We start from the raw sequence: 17,780 nt of genomic DNA, 5'->3' as shown, positions 1-17,780 counted from the left end.
ATCCCGGCCACCTTCATGAATATAACCGCTATGGCAAGCAGGGTTATCACTGACACCATGACTACCACCGTTATGTTTTGTCCCCGGCTAATTTCTTTTCCGCCGGATTTCTTAGTCTGTTCCAAAGGCCTATCCCTCCTTTACGGATTTTGAGTACAACATCCATAAACGCCCCTACCGGGCACAAATAAAAGCACCACGGGCTAAAGATAAAGAAACCAAAGGTGATAGTTACAATCAGCAGCAACCACTGGTCATAGGTGCCCACCTGACTGAACAGAGTGCCCCAGGGCTCAAAAACAGACAGAGAAGGATTGGTAAACCAGAAGACCATCACCAGGGTTGCCCACAGCAGCAGGTAACGGATATTCCGTAAGAATCTGTAGACTTTGGGTTTGGGACGCAGGCCTATCTGGCCACCAATCCGGTGGGTTACCTCTTGCACGGCAGCAAACGGGCACAGCCAGAAGCAGTAGAAATTCTTGCCGGTCAGCAGGGCTAAGCCGACCACCCCAATAACCAGTATATAAAGGAATAGATTATTAGCCATATTGGGCGGTGAGCCGATAAGCCAGGCGGCAATATTGGTCAGACTAAGGGGGCGGGATAACCAGAAACCCAGAACCACCAGCCCTAATCCCAGCGTAATATAGCGCAACCATTTCCGCTTCTGAAAAACGGCCATAGTCCGGAACACCACCGCCATCAGCAAGCCGGTCACCAGAAGTATCTCACCCAAACCGAATTTAACAGTCTCTACCGGAGCGGGATAGGGCTCCCCCAGTTCAGCCGCTACCAGAGCCCTGCCTTCATATACACCCAAAGCCACCCCGTTGCTGGAAATGGTGGCCCCGGAAACTGCATCTATGTCTTCCCCAAGCAGCAGGCCGGTATTAAACTGCCGCCCCACATACTGTTCAAAAAACTCATGCGTTTTAAGCTTATCCCACCAGGCATCACCTTCTTGCTGCTGGGGAACAGAAATGGACAGGATGGTACCGTCCGGCGTCCACTCTATCTCCACCAAAAGTATTCCCCCGTAGCCTTTGCCTTCGGTAAGGGTAATATAACCGGTTACATTACCCTCAGCGTCTACAGATTTAAAAATATAATCCTGAGGCGGAATATACTTTACCAGGTCATAGGTGCAGCCGGTGCCATTATCCGGCAGATATGATTCAATCCGGGTTTCCTTGGGCAACTGCCCGACAATAAAAGACCCTACCAGGGTTACTACAACCAAAGATATTACAACTTGCTTGATTCCGATTTTAGTTTTCATATATTCCATTCACAAAGCACGGCAGCCGGAGAAAACTGCCGGAGATAATAAATTACCTGGAAGCCTGAGCTTAATTTTCAGTCCCATTACGCCCTTAGCCGTTTAAACCGCTAAACACACCTGAAAAGGGAGGCATTGCCGCCCCCCTTTTCAGGGTATCTAAGAGCAAATAAAAGTACCCTGTATTAAGACCGGCCGCTACCCCGTCTGAAAGTACCTATGGCGGGTATGGCAAGCAAGATAATGGAAGGAATGCCGGTTACCAGCACAAACATCAGAGCGGCTTTAGGCACATTCTCCTGAAAACTACCCTGAATATTTTCCAGAGTGAAAATAAACAAGGCTATACCGGCAATAAAAAGCAGCCATTCATACATTTTGAATGATAGCCCCTTATTTTTGCCCCACATCAGCAGAGCCCCGACAACGATTGTCAAAATGACCATAACTATAGGCCAAAACATATTAGTTATTATCCTTTCTAATTAGTATCGCAAAAAGCCTAAATACCATGTATAGGCATCTTCTCGCCCAGCGTCCACCAGTCTTCCCATTGATCTTCAGGCAGACAGCCATAGCCAAAGGCTTTATCCATATTAAAGAAGAAGCCGTCCAGCAAAGTGGTATTAGCAATAACGGGTTTAACAACCTCGTGGATACTGGAATCAGCCAGTTTGTTAAATACGCATTCTCCCATACAAATACCACAGAAAGTATCAGTCAAACACCAGTTGGAGAAGCAACCAGCCTGGTTCAGATACCAGGTCTTACGGCCGGGGTTATTGAAATTCTGGGGTTTAAGGTACGGGTTAGAGGGGTCAGTGGCCAATTCCCAGCTGGGCTCCGAATCCATCTTGATAGCGCTGACAGGGCAGAATTCGGCACATTTCTTGCAGGCAGTGGTGCAGAAGGAAACTACCCCGAAATCTATGGGGTTATCCGCCGGCAGAGGAAGATTAGTTACCATCAGGCGGGTGCAGCGCATCCATTTATCCCAACCAACAGCATGACCAATACGGCCAATTTCGCCAAAACCGGACAACGCACCTGCGCCTGGATAACTGGCTATACCGGGGAAATCGTCACCGCCTACCAGCCAGTAGCCAAGACCCTTTAGAAAGCGTTGCAGGTAAAGCTGAATAGAATCACCTGAAAGACACTGATTAAAAGCAACGCCGTTAGATATCCAGGAGGGGCTGCGTACGGTACCGTCAAATGAACCGTTATAGCTGAACACTAAGATGTGGGCGTCTTTCGTAGGAATAGCCCGTTTGGTCATAGTCTCATAAGGCCAAGATATTCCATCCTCCCAGACATAGGGCTGGTCAGGATGCTGATTCTCCCCAACGTTCAATACCCTCTTAGTCTTGTCATCAACTGGTAAACACCGAATATCTGTACCACCCAAAAAGCGAATAGCGCTTTTTAACATAAGAGCATTATATTCAGGAGTACCTTCATACTTGGACAAACCAATCTGTTCCGGGGTCATCACTTCATCCATCATTTTCTTGTCACCCAAGAACATGGACCGACTCTGACCAAATTCGTTATAGCACATGGAAGAAGTTACATTTTTAGCGCCCTGACAAAAGGCCCAGTCCTGCATGGAGAACCCAGGCTTGCCCAAACGAGAAGTTATACGTTCGTGCCTCTTTGCTACACTCTCATTGAGTACCGAAGGGACACCGATTTGAGCTAAATACTCTTCAGAATACTGTCCGCCGATGTAGTCATAATGAGTAGCGTCAAATGCTTTCCATACATCCCAGTCAATAGGAGTCGTGGGGTCACAATAATTGCGCTCTTTGACCCACCACGGATTTTTCTTATAAGTATTAGCGGCTATGGAAGCACCTTCATCCAAATCACGGAATACCGGAGCTGTAGCAGCAGCAGCACCAAAGCCAGCACCAGCTAACCCAATCCCCTTCATAAAGTCACGTCTTGATAAAGTAGAATGGAAATTTTGCATACATCCAACCTCACAATTTATATTTTGGATAAGCCCGGTCTTTCCCGGTGCCAAAGCGCATAGTACCCCCCCTTTTAGCTATAGATTTAGCTCATACCCCAATTACTTGAACTAAATATACCAAGTCAAAGTTTCATCTCAGGTAACAATAGGTGGTGATTTCCGGGGCAACGGTATCAATTTGATTTGGAAGATACGCTAAGATTTAAAGCGTGTATTTAGCTACGGCGGCACACGCTCTGGCCGCAAGCAGAATAAGCCTGAGTTATCTGGTAACAAATCTGTACCCGGGCAACCCAAACTGTAGCTAGGTTTATGCAAAGCAAGCTGAAGTAACAAAATAACCTGAAGAAAAGTTACTAAATAGTTACCGAATATAACCATTAATAACGCAAAGATATGCTATGATTAAAAGTATCAGAATTATATGAGGGCTAAACTCATGCCAGCTATGTGTAAAAACTCGCTACCTCTATATGCAAATCTGCTTGAGGCTGATTACACCCAAGTGCCGGCTTTGTCATTAGATGAGCTCCGGAATTTCACATATAGCACCATTGAGAAATGGGAAGAAGGCAACTGCCTCAGTGCCGCAGACCTTACGGCTGCCTTAGAGTTTATTAAATACAATATCCCGCTTGCGGGCATAAAATACCGGGATAATCAGGCAATTCCCATCTGTTATTTCTCCAAGGTTATACCCAAATCAGCCGAAGTGCTCCAGTCCCTGCTGCAAATTGAGGGTATCAAAAGTTATCAAATGCCTATTTTGCAAAAACCGGACGGTTCGCTGGATTTGGAACTTGATGATCGCCATAAGATTTTGATAGTCACTATCCCCCTGTATAATCACCTGAACTCTTTTAAAAATTTCCTCCAGTTTATGCAGCCCAAAAAATTAACTATCCTGGCCGGCGGCAACGTTTTTTACTTAAAACCGAGCCTGAAACTTAATTTTGGCAGCTGCATATTCCCTGAAAACATCAAGGATATTATCTGGCTGATAAATAAAATAAATCCGTCAGCCAGTGAAGAGAAGGTTTAATATGAAAATAGGTTTAGTTACCTGCGCCTCCATGTTAGATCAAGTCAGGCAAATTGTCCCGCTTATACCTCAAGACCAGTTCGTTATTTACCCGGTACTACCCTGCTGTCTGTTCGCCATAAGCGGCGACACCATCCGCAACCAAGTGGACAAATCCGTATTGGCAAACGAAGCTACCATCATTATATATGGGTCTTGCCACCCTGAATTGAATAGCCTGCTGGATATGTATTGTGACAGCAATATCCGTAAGATTGAGGGGAATAACTGCTGGGAAATGTTACTTGGGCCCGAACGGGTGGAGAAATATCTCAGTCAAAACTCCTGGCTGGGAAACAATTCCTTTCTGACCAAGTGGAACAGGGAAGTTTCAAAGAGTTTTGGTTCAGAAACCCGAAATGGCCAAGTTGCCTCAAGCTGCGGTATTGAGGAACTAACAGCTTTCCGGTTTGAGAGCAACCAGCCAGATGAAGAAATTGTAAAAAGAGAAGCCCAAAAAGCCGGACTGCCCTACAGCATACATAATGAAAGCCTTGACTATCTAAAAAACCTGATTCAGTCTGCGATTGATAAAGCTCATATTGAAAACGAAGCCCGGATTACCTCCGGTTTATCCCCCAAAGCAGAGCTGATTCCCCTCTCCCTGCTGGAAACTATGAAGGAGATTATCTATATCATAGATAATTCGGGTAGCACAGTCACCTTTATCAGCCCGATAATTGAAAAATTACTGAGCATAACTACCAAAGAATTCAAGATGACGTTCCTGTCTACCCAGAATAAAGGCGGGTATTTATACAAAAAACGCAGCCAGATAATTTCAAAACGCTCTGCTTTTATTACTGACTGCCTGGAAAGGGGTTTTGAAGACCCCCTGAAGATTGAATACCAGATAATAAATGGCAAAGGCGAATGCCGCTGGATTAGAGAAACTCTAAACCCCCAGTTTAAAGCTGACGGGAGCATAGGTGCCTTTGCCGGCAGAATAGAAGATATAACCGAATGGAAGACTACCGAACAGCAATTAACAGACCTGTATCAGAATGAAGCCTCACTGCGCCACGAACTGGAAACTCAAATCCAAAACCGGATTGAATTTACCAGAGCCTTAGTCCACGAACTGAAGACTCCCCTGACGCCGATAATGGCGGCCAGTGACACCCTTTCTTCGGGGTTAAAGCAAGAACCCTGGCTTAACTTAGCCCAGAATATCAATAAAGGGGCTTTCAACCTGAATAAACGGATTGACGAGCTTTTGGATTTGGCCAGAGGTGAAATAGGTGTTCTTCAGATTAAAAAAATACCGATTGAGTGTATTGAATTATCTGCCGATATTATCCAGTATATTGATGCCAAACTCAGGAAAGCTAATCTAAGGCTGGTATTCGAACATGATGAAAATACTATATTTATAGAAGCCGACCCTGACAGATTAAGGCAAGTCCTGCTTAACCTTTTAAGCAATGCTATCAAATATACTCCGGGGTCAGGGCTGATAAAAATCAAGTGCTTTAGAACCTCAACTGATGTGGTCTTCCAGATTATTGATTCGGGTATAGGCATATCTTCATCAGACATGGCTTATTTATTTGAACCCTACCACAGATTGGAAAGAGACCGAGAAAGATTTGACGGCATGGGCTTGGGCTTAGCCCTGTCAAAGAGATTTGTAGAGCTTCACGGCGGCAGAATATGGGTGGAAAATGCGAACGAACATGGCAGCATCTTCACGTTTACTATACCCACATTGACTCCGGTCAAGCCAGAGCATCTAAAACTGGGGTATAAGAACAAAAGGAAACCATATGAAGCTGCTGTTAATTGAAGACGATGCCGAAATAGTTGATGTCATATCTACCATATTTCAGATAAGCTGTCCAAATTCACGGGTAATTTCTGCGTCAAGCGGCCGAAAGGGGATAGAATCTGTTGAATCAGTAAACCCTGATATTATTTTGCTGGATTTGGGGTTACCTGATATGAACGGTTTTGATGTCCTGAAGCAAATCCGCAACTTTTCAGATGTACCCATTATTATTCTGACGGTACGCGGAGATGAGAGTGATGTTGTTCGGGGTTTAACTCTGGGTGCTAATGATTATATTACCAAGCCATTCCGCCAGATGGAGCTGCTGGCCAGAGTCCGGCGCTTATTGACTAAAAAACAGATAAACGGTGAAGACCTGTCCGTCACTTGCGGCAAAATGCATTTCGGTTCGTCAATCAGGGAATTATGGATAGGCGATACCCTCATAAATCTGACTGTCAGCGAAGGCCGCATTATGTATATGCTGATGAAAAACCATGATAAAACAGTGAGCTACGAAGAGCTATCTGAATTACTCTGGGGGGATTATTACCCGGAAGCCCGCAGCAATCTTAAAACCCACATCTTAAGGTTACGCAATAAGATAGAGGAGAACGCATCTAATCCCAAACTTTTAATTAACAGCCCGAATCGCGGATATATTTTAAAGACTACTGATTAACAGAGACATATTCACACCCTTGCATATATAAGAACGGCAATACGTCTCTCTGATTAACGTTTTTGAATGTTTTTTTTGGGCTCAGGCGGGCAGCCTGATATCCCTAAGGTATTTATACTGATAAAATCCCGGCTTATTTATTATCTTTTACGGACTTGTTAATACATATTTTCAAAGCTATAATGTTTAAAACAACAGTATAGAGGCAACACAATATGTATTGTTCCAAATGCGGCAAACAAGTAGCTGAAAATGCATCCTTCTGCCCTGCCTGCGGCAGCCAAATCCGCCAAAGCAGCCTGACTGCTGAAGAATACCAAGAACGCAAATCCAGAATAGCGGCCGGTCTGCTGGGGATATTTTTAGGAAGCATCGGCGTGCACAGGTTTTACCTTGGCTATGTAGGCATAGGTATAGCCCAGATTATAGTGACTATTGTTACGCTGGGTATCGGTTCTATCTGGGGGTTTATTGAGGGTATCCTGATACTTACCGGCTCATTCCAGTATGACGCCAAAGGCATACCCCTGCGGGACTAATACAGGGATACAATCCTTACGGCTATATACCTTATAGAGATACTCCTAGCGTACAGCCGGTGTTACACTGGAAAGGAAGTGCCATGCCCAAAATTGGTCCGATGGAATTACTAATACTCATTGTAGTAATAATGATACCTGTAGCCCTTATCTGGGGTTTAATCCACCTGTTTAGAAAGCTGGATAAAAAACCGGTCAGAAATCAACCGCTGGATACAGAGGAACTCAACAGAGGAGTGCAGTATTGCACCCGGTGCGGGCAGAAACTGGAGGCAGAGGCAGAGTTTTGCCCGGTTTGCGGTACAAAAAAACTATGCACCCCGGAAAAACAATAAGGAGTTAGCACTATGGTCAGGCTGATTATAGGCATACTGCTGGGTCTGTGGGGATTGCCTCTTCTTGTTTTTTCAGCCCAAAACCTCATCGGCTCTCTTAATGAAAGCGAGTCAAATGCAGCTCTGATGTTTTTCTTTGTTACCGGATTTCCGGCTTTGATTATGCTTTTAGGGTCATTTTTCCTTATAAGAAGCTATCTGAAAAACCCGCCTAAACTCACTAAGGCGGAAAAACCCGGCTTAGCTGCTGATAATACTCCCACCACACCCGGCAGGTACTGCCCCAAATGCGGCAGCGGGCTATCAGCGGATGCATCCTTCTGCCCTGCCTGCGGCCAAAAAGTAACACCCTAGCCCTTAGCAAAATTTATCCCGCCTTTACCTGGGAAAACTAAAAAATAACCCTCTGTCCCCCTTCCCCATCATTTACAAAACTGCCCTTTAACCAACAGCTTATTCGCAGCCTGGTGTATAATAACTTCTGGCGTTTAACGCCTGCATGACAAATTTCCCAGAGAGGCCTTTTAGAAATGCCCCAGAAAACAACCCTGATTATTGGCGGGGGTGCTGCCGGCATGACAGCCGCCATCAGCAAAGCCCGCCGCGGTGATCCGGTGATTATCCTTGAGAAAACTGTCCAGCTAGGCAAAAAAATACTTGCCAGCGGCAACGGACGCTGCAATCTGCTTAACGAACAACTGGATTCCAGCTTTTATAACCCCGAAGCCAGACCTTTGGTAAATTCAGTTTTCAGCCGCTTCGGGCGGAACGAGATACTAAATTTTTTTTCTGAACTGGGGCTTCACTATTATTCACAGGACGGCCGCATCTTTCCATTTACCAACCAGGCCGCTTCGGTACTGAAAGTACTGGAAATGGAAATAAGGCGTCTGGGGGTAAAAGTGGAGTACGGCTTTGACTGCCTGTCTATCCGCAAAACTCAAAACGGGTTCAGCCTGCAAGCGGCAGATGGCAGACAGCAGACAGGGCAAAACCTTATCCTGACCGGGGGAGGCTGCACCTACCCTGCTTTCGGTTCTGACGGCAGCGGCTACAAACTGGCCGCTTCACTGGGGCACCGCATTATAAAGCCAATACCCAGCACCGTACCCTTAGTGGTCAAAGACCCCATCTGCCACCTGCTGCAGGGGCAGCGCATAATTGCCCGGGCTCAAAGCCGTATCAGGGACAAAGTGGGCACCCCGGTTGACGGTGAACTGCTTTTTACCAAATACGGCCTGTCAGGCAGCCTGATACTGGACATAAGCCAGGAGATTTCACTGGCCATAAACCGTTTAAACATAAAAGATGTCTCCCTTGGAATAGACCTGATACCATTTATAGAGCCGAAACAGATGGAAACAGAGCTTTTAAAGCGCCGGAAAACGGGCTTAAGCCCGGAGGAAATGCTGACCGGCATACTGCCCAACAAGCTCTGTGTGGCATTTAAACAGCTGTTTGAAAAAGACAACCCCGCCAAAGCCGCTGCCAAACTAAAAAACTGGCGGTTTGAGGTTTCGGGTACCCGCGGCTGGAATGAGGCCGAATTTACCGCCGGGGGGATAGACACCGGGGAGATAGACATCCAGACACTGGAATCAAAGCTGGTCAAAGGGCTGTATCTGGCGGGTGAGGTGCTGGACGTAAACGGGGTACGCGGCGGCTATAATCTGGGCTGGGCCTGGGCTTCAGGCTATATAGCCGGTTTAAACTAAAAATCTATTGACTTATTTATTACCTGGATTTATCATTATGTCCTATATAGTCATACAGTTTACTATGAGGGTAAACGCGAAAGGCGGAAACAGATGAAATCCGGCAAATTTTTGGCTACCCTACTCAGCCTGCTCATGCTGCTCTCACTGGCTTTGGGCGGCTGTTCAAGCGCTACTGATGACACTGACTCACCAGACACCAATAACAATAATCCCCCCGCATCTGAAACCCCCACCACCCCTACCGGCTCACAGCTGATTGCGTCCATACTGGCAGCTTCTCCCAATATAACCAGCTTTAATACAACCAGTGTTATTGAAATGACCATACAGGTTTCCGGTATGAGCGTCAGAACAGTTATGACCACAAACGGCCAAGAAGACCTCAGCAATCAAAAAGCCCATTTGACAACCAGCACCATCATGACTGGAGAACTAGAAAGCACACTGGAAATGGAAATGTATCTGATTGACAGTATCCAGTATTTCAAGATTACCAACAGTGACCAGTACACCGGCATACAGCTTAATACCTGGTACAAAATGCTGATGGATGCCCAGACGCAAAACCAAAACTGGGATTCCCAAACCCAGCAAAATGACTATCTGTTCTCCAAATCAACCCTTACCGTAGACGGGTCTGAAACAATAAACGGAGTAAGCTGCTGGAAAGTGACCATCACCCCTGACCTGGAAGAACTGATACAATACCTGAATGAACAGCAAGCTGTAGATGACCCGTCAAGCATAACCAACCCCGCTGACAGCCTGAAAAATGTCAAAATGACTGCCTGGATTGCCAAAGATACTTCTTTTGTAGTAAAAATGGATATGTCCATGGATATAGTAACAGAAGGCCAAACTCTATCTCTTGTTATGTCAATCTCTATAGACAATATTAACCAGCCGGTCACTATTACCCTGCCACCTGATGCAGTTAACGCCATTCAGTTAGGCTAAATTTTCTGAAACTTTCCGGCAGGAAAAACCAAGGGGGAGGCTTTAAAACCGTCCCCCTATTTTTTTGTCAGGAGACGCCCCTTTTGGCGGCGGGGGTTTCTTACTGTATAATGGCGCTGATACAAAACTAAAATGCTAAATATCCAAAATCTTTCCAAATCCTTCGGGGTGCGCAGCCTTTACACCGGCGTAAACCTGAATATAGGGGCAAGAGACCGGCTGGCTCTGCTTGGGCCAAACGGCAGCGGCAAGACCACCCTTTTTGAAATGATTGCCGGTAGGCTGGAAGCGGACGAAGGTAAAATTATCCTCCGCCGCGGCACTACGGTGGGTTATCTGGAACAGGATATCAAGCCCAGCTCCAAACAGCCCCTGCTTAAAGCTGTCTCCAGTGCCTCTGACCGCCTTAGCTCCCTTTCACACAAAATTTCCCTGCTTCAGGGGGAACTGGCCGAGGAAAAAGACGGCTCTGAAAATAACCGCCTGATGAACGAGCTGGGGGAGCTTCAGCACTCATTTGAGGCTCTGGGTGGTTATAATGCCGAACAGGAAGCCAAGCTGATACTGGCCGGGCTGGGTTTCAAACCGGTAGATTTTGACCGCCCCCTGCATGAGTTTTCCGGCGGCTGGCTGATGCGGGCTGAACTGGCCAAACTCCTTTTCCTCAGCCCGGATATACTCATACTGGACGAGCCTACCAATCACCTTGACTTAGAGTCCACCCGCTGGTTTGAAAGCTACCTCAAACAGTATAGCGGCTCGGTGCTCTTTACCAGCCATGACCGGGCATTTTTAAACTCCATCGCTACCAAGATACTGTCACTGGAAGACCAAAAAGCCCGCCTTTACTCCGGTAATTATGACAGCTACCTGCGGGAACGTGAACTCCGCCTGAACCAGCTGGAAAGCCAGGCCCGCCGCCAGCAGGAACTTATTGATAAAGAAACCAAGTTTATAGAGCGCTTCCGTTACAAAGCCACCAAAGCCAGCCAGGTGCAAAGTCGGATAAAAAAGCTGGATAAGCTGTCTGCGGTAGCTATCCCCCGCCAGACCAAAAAAATACACTTTAATTTCCCCGAACCCGAACGCAGCGGGCATGATGTTATAAAACTAAGAAACCTCACCAAGTCTTACGGTGACCTGGTTATCTACCAGGGGCTGGAACTGGTGCTTGCCCGGGGTGACAAGGCCGCTCTGGTAGGCCCTAACGGTGCCGGCAAAACCACCCTCCTTAAGATACTGGCCGGGGTTATGCCGTTTGATTCAGGTTACCGTAATCTGGGGGCAAACGTAAACACCGCCTATTTTGCCCAGTATTATGTAGAGTCTCTAAGCCCTGCAAATAACCTGATAGAGGAGCTGGAAACTATTTTACCGGACGCTCCCGAACAGCAGCTGCGGGGTATGCTGGGGGCATTTCTCTTCAGCGGGGATGATGTAAAAAAGAGGATATCGGTGCTGTCCGGGGGTGAAAAAACCCGCTTGGCCATTGCCAAAATGCTGCTTAAGCCCGCCAATCTGGTACTAATGGACGAACCCACCAATCATCTGGACATACCCGCCCGCGAAATACTGGCAGACGCCCTTCAGGCATACAAAGGCACTCTGTGTTTTATCACCCATGACCGCACCCTTATCCGCGAAGTGGCCAACAAGATTATTGAAGTACGTAACGGCAAAATCAGGGTTTTTGAAGGCGATTATGATGCCTATCTGGAATTTGCCGCCGCCAACCCTTTTAAAGGGGAAGCACCCAAAAACCCTGCACCGGTTATTTCTCACCGCCCCTCCCCCGTTCCGGCCGCACTCTCCCAGAAACAGCGCAAAACTCTGGAAGGGCAGATAAGAAACCAGCATTATAAAGAAACCGGGGCTTTGAAGAAGGAAATATCCGACACAGAGGCTGAAATAACAAGCCTGGAACAACGCAAACAGGAACTGGAAACACTGCTTGCCGACCCTGATTTATACCGCAGCGGCCAAAAAGCGGCCGATACATCAGCGGAATATAAAAACTGCAAGGAGCAGCTGGTCACTCTGGGTGATAAATGGCTAAGGCTATGCCAGCAGAACGATGCCCTCAAACAGAAACTGGAAGATGCCCTGAAGGCACTGGATAATTAGCCTAAGATAGCCAGTATAACCGCCGCCAGATGAAACGCCCAGCCCAAGAGTATAAGGGCATGGAATATCTCGTGGAAACCGAATACTCCCGGCACCGGGTTTGGCTTTTTAATACCGTAAATAACCGCCCCTATGCTGTAGGCCAAACCGCCGCAAGCAATCAGCCAGAACACCAGAGACGGCATATTCAGCCAAAACTCTCTTAAAGGGAAAACCGCCATCCAGCCCATACCCAGATAGGTTACCGGTGAGAGCCAGCGGGGTGCATTCAGGAAAAACACCTTCTGGAAGACACCTATAAGTACAAAAGCCCAGGTGGCAATAAGCATACCCAGCCGCCAGCCCCCGTCCAGATAGATATAAGCCATGGGGGTATAAGTACCGGCTATCATTATAAATATGGCTATATGGTCAAGCTTGCGCCAGACATTTATTTCATTTTCCTGTTTTTTCAGGGCGTGGTAAATAGTACTGAAAGAAAACAGGCTGATAACAGCCAGCGCATAAATGACTGAGACCGCCATGATATCCCAGTTCCCCCAGCTAAGTATGACCAGCACTATCAGTGCCAGCACACCCCCCACCGCCCCTGCCAGATGAGAAAATGAAGAAAAGCGCTCCGCTTTGCGTATATTTATATCGGTCCTCCTGAAAGAAACTACAATTATAAACCTTTGGGCTGGAATGGTCTACGGGCATTTTTATCCTATGCTATCCTTTTTAACCCCTGTGCGTTTTAATATTTGCAGACAAAACAAGGAGATACAAGCATGAAAACCAAACTTGCGCTTTCGCTGCTGGCCGTAGTCAGTTTATTCACCTTTACCGCCTGTGCGGGCGGTGTTTCGGCTGAAGAACTGAAATCTGACAAAGACCGGATTCTAAGTCCGAATGTCAGCCAGCAAAATTTAAACACCCAAGTCCAAGCCAATAATGATTTAGCCTTTAAACTGTACCGCTACCTGAAAGGCACCGAGGAAGGCAACTTCTTTTATTCCCCGTTCAGCATTTCCATTGCTCTGGCCATGACCTATGCCGGGGCAGATACCGCCACCAAAACCGAAATGCAAAACACCCTTAATTACCTGCTGCCGGATGCTGATTTGCATGCCTTTTTTAACTTTATTGACCAGGAACTGAATAAAAGAGAGGCTCAGGCCAAGGAAGCAGATGAAGGCACTTTTGAACTCAAGCTGGTAAATGCCATCTGGGGGCAGAAAGACTACACCTTCCTGTCAGATTTTCTGGATACACTGGCCCAGAATTACGGGGCAGGTCTTAGGGTGCTGGACTTTGCCGCTAATTCCGAAGAAGCCCGCAAGGTCATAAATGACTGGGTATCAGACGCAACCAAAGACAAAATCAAAGACCTTATCCCGGCTGACGGCATAGATGCAACCACCCGTCTGGTGCTGACCAATGCTATCTACTTTAATGCCGCCTGGGCAGCACCCTTTGATGAAGAAAATACTCAAAGCGGCCTTTTCTACCTGCAAAACGGTACCAGCGTAAATGTGCAGATGCTGCGCCAGATTGAAAACCACGGCTATTACAGCGGAGATGATTTTCAGGCTGTAGAGCTGGCTTATGCCGGAAACGGGCTCTCAATGGTGATTATTCTGCCGGATGAAGGCAAATTTGCCCAGGTGGAAGATGCCCTTTCCGGACAGATGCTGGCAGAGATACTTTCTTCTATCAAGTCCAACCAGATAAACCTGTCCCTGCCCAAGTTCAGCTTTGAATCAAAGTTTACCCTTAAAGACGCTTTGTCTTCCCTGGGTATGCCCACTGCCTTTGGCAGCCAGGCAGATTTCTCCAAGATGGACGGCGGATATAACCTTATGATAGGTGATGTATTCCACAAGTCATTTATATCTGTCAGCGAAGACGGCACTGAAGCGGCCGCGGCAACAGCCGTAAGTATGAACCTGACTTCCGCCCCAACCGAACTTGTCACCCTGTCTATTGACCGGGCTTTTATCTTCTGTATAGTAGATATGGCTACCGGCACTACCCTCTTTACCGGACGGGTAATAGACCCCACCGCCTGAAATAATACCAGTCTGTAAGAAAAAGAGCGGACACCTCTCAGGGGTGCCCGCTTTCTTATATAATGCCATAAAAATCCGGCTTATTTAGTCTGTTTCTTCAGGCATTTGTACCAGATATTCATGCTTTTCAGGCCGCCGTTTATCTGGGTATTATTCTTAAGCCGGCCGGCAAACTCATACCCCTGTCTGGCAAAGCTTATATTCATACCGTAAGACTCTGCCACCGCAGACGTATAGCTTACCCCGAAACCTTTTTGTTTCATTTCGGTTTCCATAGTATGCAGCAAGATACCCGCCAGCTTGCGGCGGCGGTAATCCGGCAGGGTGGCGAAATCTGTCAGTTCCACATGGCCTTCCAGCGGATACTGCTCAGCCGAAGCCAGCGCCGCCAGTTTCTGCCCGTGCCAGATACCATAATAGGTTATACTCTCGGTCATGGTGCGGCTGATATATTCCGGTTCGTAAATAGGGAACGGGTATGAGGCAAATACAGTGGAAAACACCTCGGCCATGGCCGCAGTATCGTCAGCAGTGCATTTGCGAAGGGTGTATCCCCTAGGCAGTTTAAACGAAAGTGCCTTACCGGCTTTGGAATGGGCCACCTTCAGCACATCTTCCAGCAATTCGGCATTTTCCTCTGTTTTCCTGCCCTCATCTATAAATTTGCCCATAAAATAACCGGCCTTAGTCCCGCCGTAAAAACAGGGAATAACCGCTTCGGTTTCAAAACCGTCTGCCTCAAACAGGGTTTTAACATCACCGGGCACTTTGGCAAACAGCTTGGTATAGCCGTTTTCAGCGGCCAGTGATTGCATTTCAGGCAGCAGGGTAGCGGTTTCCTCGGCAGCCAGCCGCATCAGGTAAATACGGTCACTGTTTTTGCCGTGCTGAATCAAAGACGTACCCAGAGTGACTATCTGGTCATAACCGCTCTTGCGGCGGTCCATCCGGTCACATTCGGTGGGGACTAAATAATCAGTGTCTTCATGATTTGAAAGCAAGCGGGCAATGCCCACCAGTGACCCTTCGGCCGCACCGTTTAAATCAAGCTCAAGGTTACAGGCCGAACAGTCCTGGCCGCACTTGGGCGGGTGATAGTCTTCCGGCTGGTAATAGGCGGTTATAATCCCTTCGTAATTACGCAGGATAACCTTGCTGGAGGACTGGGATATCAGGTAATTCGGCATAATGGGTATCTTGCCGCCGCCGTTGGGGGCGTCTATTACATAGGTAGGCACAGCGAAACCGCTGGTATGCCCGATAAGATTTTCAATAATCTCTATCCCCTTGCCTATGGAAGTGCGGAAATGGGAAAGCCCCTGCGCCGGGTCACACTGATACAGGTAATAAGGCCTTACCCTGTTTTCCACCAGTTTGTGCACCAGAGCCTTCATAACCCGTGGGCAGTCATTTACTTTGGCCAGCAGGACGGTCTGGTTACCCAGCGGGATACCGGCATCCGCCAGCAGGCGAAGCGCCCGGATAGAGGTAGCAGTAATCTCTCTGGGGTGGTTGAAGTGGGTATTTACCCAGACAGGGTGGTATTTTTTAATGATTTTTACCAGATGGGGGGTAATCCGCTGGGGCAGTACCACCGGCACCCGTGTGCCGATGCGTATTACCTGAACATGGGGTATGGCCTTCAGCTCAGACAGCAGCCACTCAAGCATACTGTCTGAAAGCAGCAGGGGGTCACCCCCGGATAGCAGCACATCCCGAACCTGGGGGGTATTTTTGATATATTCCAAGCCCTTTACCAGGTCATCACGGGACAGGGTCTTGTCAACATCCCCCACTTTACGTTTGCGGGTACAGTGGCGGCAGTACATGGCACAGCGGTTTGAAACATGAAACAGCACCCTGTCAGGATAGCGGTGGGTAATGCCGGGGGCGGGGCTGTCCACATCTTCAGCCAGTGGGTCTTCCTTATCATGGCAGCTGAAATTAAGCTCGGCGGCACTGGGTACAGACTGAATAAAAACCGGGTCATTTTCAAAATTTTTGGGGTCAATCAGGGAAAAGTAATACGGGGTAATACTCATGGGGAAATTGCGGATAGTATCTTCCAGACTGCGGCGTTTTTCAACTGAAAATTTCACCCCCAGCAGTTTTTCAACGGTAGCCAAGTCCTTAATAGTATGGGAAACATGCCATTTCCAGTTCCCCCACTCTTCCTCACTGTAGTCAGAGCTTATCTTGTGGGCCATCAGGCGGTAATCATGCTCCGGCAAAGAGGTCTGGGGCATCTTTTCTTCAATATGTGTTAAAACCATGTTAATCCTTCCTTTGTGCGGGATACACCCCAACCCAAAAGCTGAATTAAGAGAACACGGCTGGACAAGCGGACAGCTTGAATAAAGAGGTTTGAAACTACGCTAAGATTAGCAGAATGACACAAAACAACTGAGAAGAAAACAACCGGAAGATTAAAAACAGCGGAAAGGGCCGGGGATAAAACCCGTTTTATAACGGGTCACCAAGACTATATTTAAGTATATTTTCTCACTTTGGAGTGACAAATACCTCCTCGTGTCCTTGATATCAAGTGTATTGTACCTCTGTTATACCCCCGCAGTCAAGCTACAGAGGTATAATAGAGAGATACTGATTTGTTTTAAGTAAATACAGCTTATTTTTTGACCATAAATTGCCATAAATTACTGTGGCTTAGTTTAGTTACTTGTAAATGCTTATATTTAGTTCTGTCCGAAAGTCCGCCCCTAAAGTTTCAGCTTTAGAAGTGCTTCCTCAGCCGCTACCGGCACAGCAGACCGGGGGGAATTGCTCTCCAAAGCACTTATAACTCCGGACAAATCATCTTTCAGCGCTTTATCCCGCAGACTGGTAAGCACGTGGTGGGCTTCCTCCCTCAGGAAGGGGGAACGCGCATCTGACAAACTAAGCGCCCTAAGCACCGGCCCCACCGCTTCTCTGCCTATCTTTATTAAACCCAAAGAAGCCAGCCAGCGTATATCCGATACCTCGTGAGAAAGAAGTTTGACCAGAGCCGGGGCGGATGCAGCGTCACCGATACGGCTGAGAGCCTTGACACTTTCCCACAACGCTTCCCCCTGATATTCGTCCAGTTTGGCTACTAAATACGGCACACTGGCGCTGCCTAAATCTTCAAGCTCCAGCCGGGCAGACTGGCGTTTTAGCCCATCCGGATCTTTCAAAAGTTCTAACTGCTGATTTATAAAATTGGTATCTGCCATATGTTTTGCCCTCCTTTTCTGAATTTAATCTAATAAAGACATCCGGTCAA

Annotated in this window: 16 protein-coding genes; 10 read left to right on the top strand and 6 right to left on the bottom strand. The window is 47.4% G+C overall.

Annotation, left to right across the window (positions count from 1 at the left end):
• Nucleotides 1-70: 70 nt before the first annotated feature.
• The 3 genes from DET_RS01345 to DET_RS01335 form a co-directional block, all read right to left on the bottom strand.
• Nucleotides 71-1,282 carry a 4Fe-4S binding protein gene (locus tag DET_RS01345; RefSeq protein WP_148184961.1) on the bottom strand — a complete coding sequence of 404 codons (1,212 nt, stop codon included), beginning with the start codon at nt 1,280-1,282 and terminating at the stop codon, nt 71-73.
• 185 nt (nt 1,283-1,467) lie between these two features.
• Nucleotides 1,468-1,746, bottom strand: a complete 279-nt coding sequence (locus DET_RS01340; protein ID WP_010936039.1) for a hypothetical protein — start codon at nt 1,744-1,746, stop codon at nt 1,468-1,470.
• Nucleotides 1,747-1,784: 38 nt separating this feature from the next.
• Nucleotides 1,785-3,257, bottom strand: coding sequence for a reductive dehalogenase (locus DET_RS01335; protein WP_010936038.1), 1,473 nt, complete (start codon nt 3,255-3,257; stop codon nt 1,785-1,787).
• Between the two features lie 442 nt (nt 3,258-3,699).
• On the opposite strand from DET_RS01335, the gene DET_RS01330 reads away from it, so the two are divergent.
• The 9 genes from DET_RS01330 (at nt 3,700) to DET_RS01280 (ending at nt 12,464) form a co-directional block, all read left to right on the top strand.
• Nucleotides 3,700-4,302, top strand: a complete 603-nt coding sequence (locus tag DET_RS01330; RefSeq protein WP_010936037.1) for a hypothetical protein — start codon at nt 3,700-3,702, stop codon at nt 4,300-4,302.
• A 1-nt stretch (nt 4,303) separates the two neighbouring features.
• Nucleotides 4,304-6,127, top strand: a complete 1,824-nt coding sequence (locus DET_RS01325) for a PAS domain-containing sensor histidine kinase (RefSeq protein WP_010936036.1) — start codon at nt 4,304-4,306, stop codon at nt 6,125-6,127.
• A complete protein-coding gene (locus DET_RS01320) occupies nt 6,108-6,791 on the top strand; it encodes a response regulator transcription factor (RefSeq protein WP_010936035.1) in 684 nt (227 codons plus the stop codon). Before DET_RS01325 ends, DET_RS01320 begins: the two co-directional genes overlap by 20 nt.
• Nucleotides 6,792-7,006: 215 nt before the next feature.
• Nucleotides 7,007-7,330, top strand: a complete 324-nt coding sequence (locus DET_RS01315) for a zinc-ribbon domain and TM2 domain-containing protein (protein WP_010936033.1) — start codon at nt 7,007-7,009, stop codon at nt 7,328-7,330.
• An 83-nt stretch (nt 7,331-7,413) separates the two neighbouring features.
• Nucleotides 7,414-7,665, top strand: coding sequence for a zinc-ribbon domain-containing protein (locus DET_RS01310; RefSeq protein ID WP_041223313.1), 252 nt, complete (start codon nt 7,414-7,416; stop codon nt 7,663-7,665).
• A 12-nt stretch (nt 7,666-7,677) separates the two neighbouring features.
• On the top strand, nt 7,678-8,019 hold the full coding sequence (locus DET_RS01305; RefSeq protein WP_010936031.1) for a zinc-ribbon domain-containing protein: 342 nt from the start codon (nt 7,678-7,680) through the stop codon (nt 8,017-8,019).
• Between the two features lie 176 nt (nt 8,020-8,195).
• The gene (locus DET_RS01300) at nt 8,196-9,380 is read left to right on the top strand and encodes an NAD(P)/FAD-dependent oxidoreductase (protein WP_041223312.1); all 1,185 of its coding nucleotides are present in this window, start codon (nt 8,196-8,198) and stop codon (nt 9,378-9,380) included.
• Between the two features lie 93 nt (nt 9,381-9,473).
• Nucleotides 9,474-10,340 carry a DUF6612 family protein gene (locus DET_RS01295; protein WP_010936028.1) on the top strand — a complete coding sequence of 289 codons (867 nt, stop codon included), beginning with the start codon at nt 9,474-9,476 and terminating at the stop codon, nt 10,338-10,340.
• 132 nt (nt 10,341-10,472) lie between these two features.
• Nucleotides 10,473-12,464 (top strand): ABC-F family ATP-binding cassette domain-containing protein, encoded by a 1,992-nt coding sequence (locus DET_RS01280; protein WP_010936027.1) that lies wholly within the window; start codon nt 10,473-10,475, stop codon nt 12,462-12,464.
• Here the strand turns inward: DET_RS01280 and DET_RS01270 are convergent.
• Nucleotides 12,461-13,096 carry a PAQR family membrane homeostasis protein TrhA gene (locus DET_RS01270; RefSeq protein ID WP_077975002.1) on the bottom strand — a complete coding sequence of 212 codons (636 nt, stop codon included), beginning with the start codon at nt 13,094-13,096 and terminating at the stop codon, nt 12,461-12,463. The two genes, DET_RS01280 and DET_RS01270, sit on opposite strands and share 4 nt — an antisense overlap.
• Before the next feature lie 138 nt (nt 13,097-13,234).
• On the opposite strand from DET_RS01270, the gene DET_RS01250 reads away from it, so the two are divergent.
• A complete protein-coding gene (locus DET_RS01250; RefSeq protein WP_010936025.1) occupies nt 13,235-14,515 on the top strand; it encodes a serpin family protein in 1,281 nt (426 codons plus the stop codon).
• Nucleotides 14,516-14,595: 80 nt separating this feature from the next.
• Here DET_RS01250 and ablA read toward each other — a convergent pair whose 3' ends face one another.
• Both ablA and DET_RS01230 read right to left on the bottom strand, forming a co-directional pair.
• Nucleotides 14,596-16,788, bottom strand: a complete 2,193-nt coding sequence (gene ablA / locus DET_RS01235; RefSeq protein ID WP_041223311.1) for a lysine 2,3-aminomutase — start codon at nt 16,786-16,788, stop codon at nt 14,596-14,598.
• 447 nt (nt 16,789-17,235) lie between these two features.
• Complete coding sequence (locus tag DET_RS01230) at nt 17,236-17,730, bottom strand: HEAT repeat domain-containing protein (RefSeq protein WP_010936022.1); 495 nt, start codon at nt 17,728-17,730, stop codon at nt 17,236-17,238.
• Between the last annotated feature and the right edge of the window lie 50 nt (nt 17,731-17,780).

Source organism: Dehalococcoides mccartyi 195 (assembly GCF_000011905.1).
Classification (GTDB): domain Bacteria; phylum Chloroflexota; class Dehalococcoidia; order Dehalococcoidales; family Dehalococcoidaceae; genus Dehalococcoides; species Dehalococcoides mccartyi.
The sequence above is the reverse complement of the archived record's forward strand: the minus strand, read 5'-3'. Positions and strand labels throughout refer to the sequence as shown.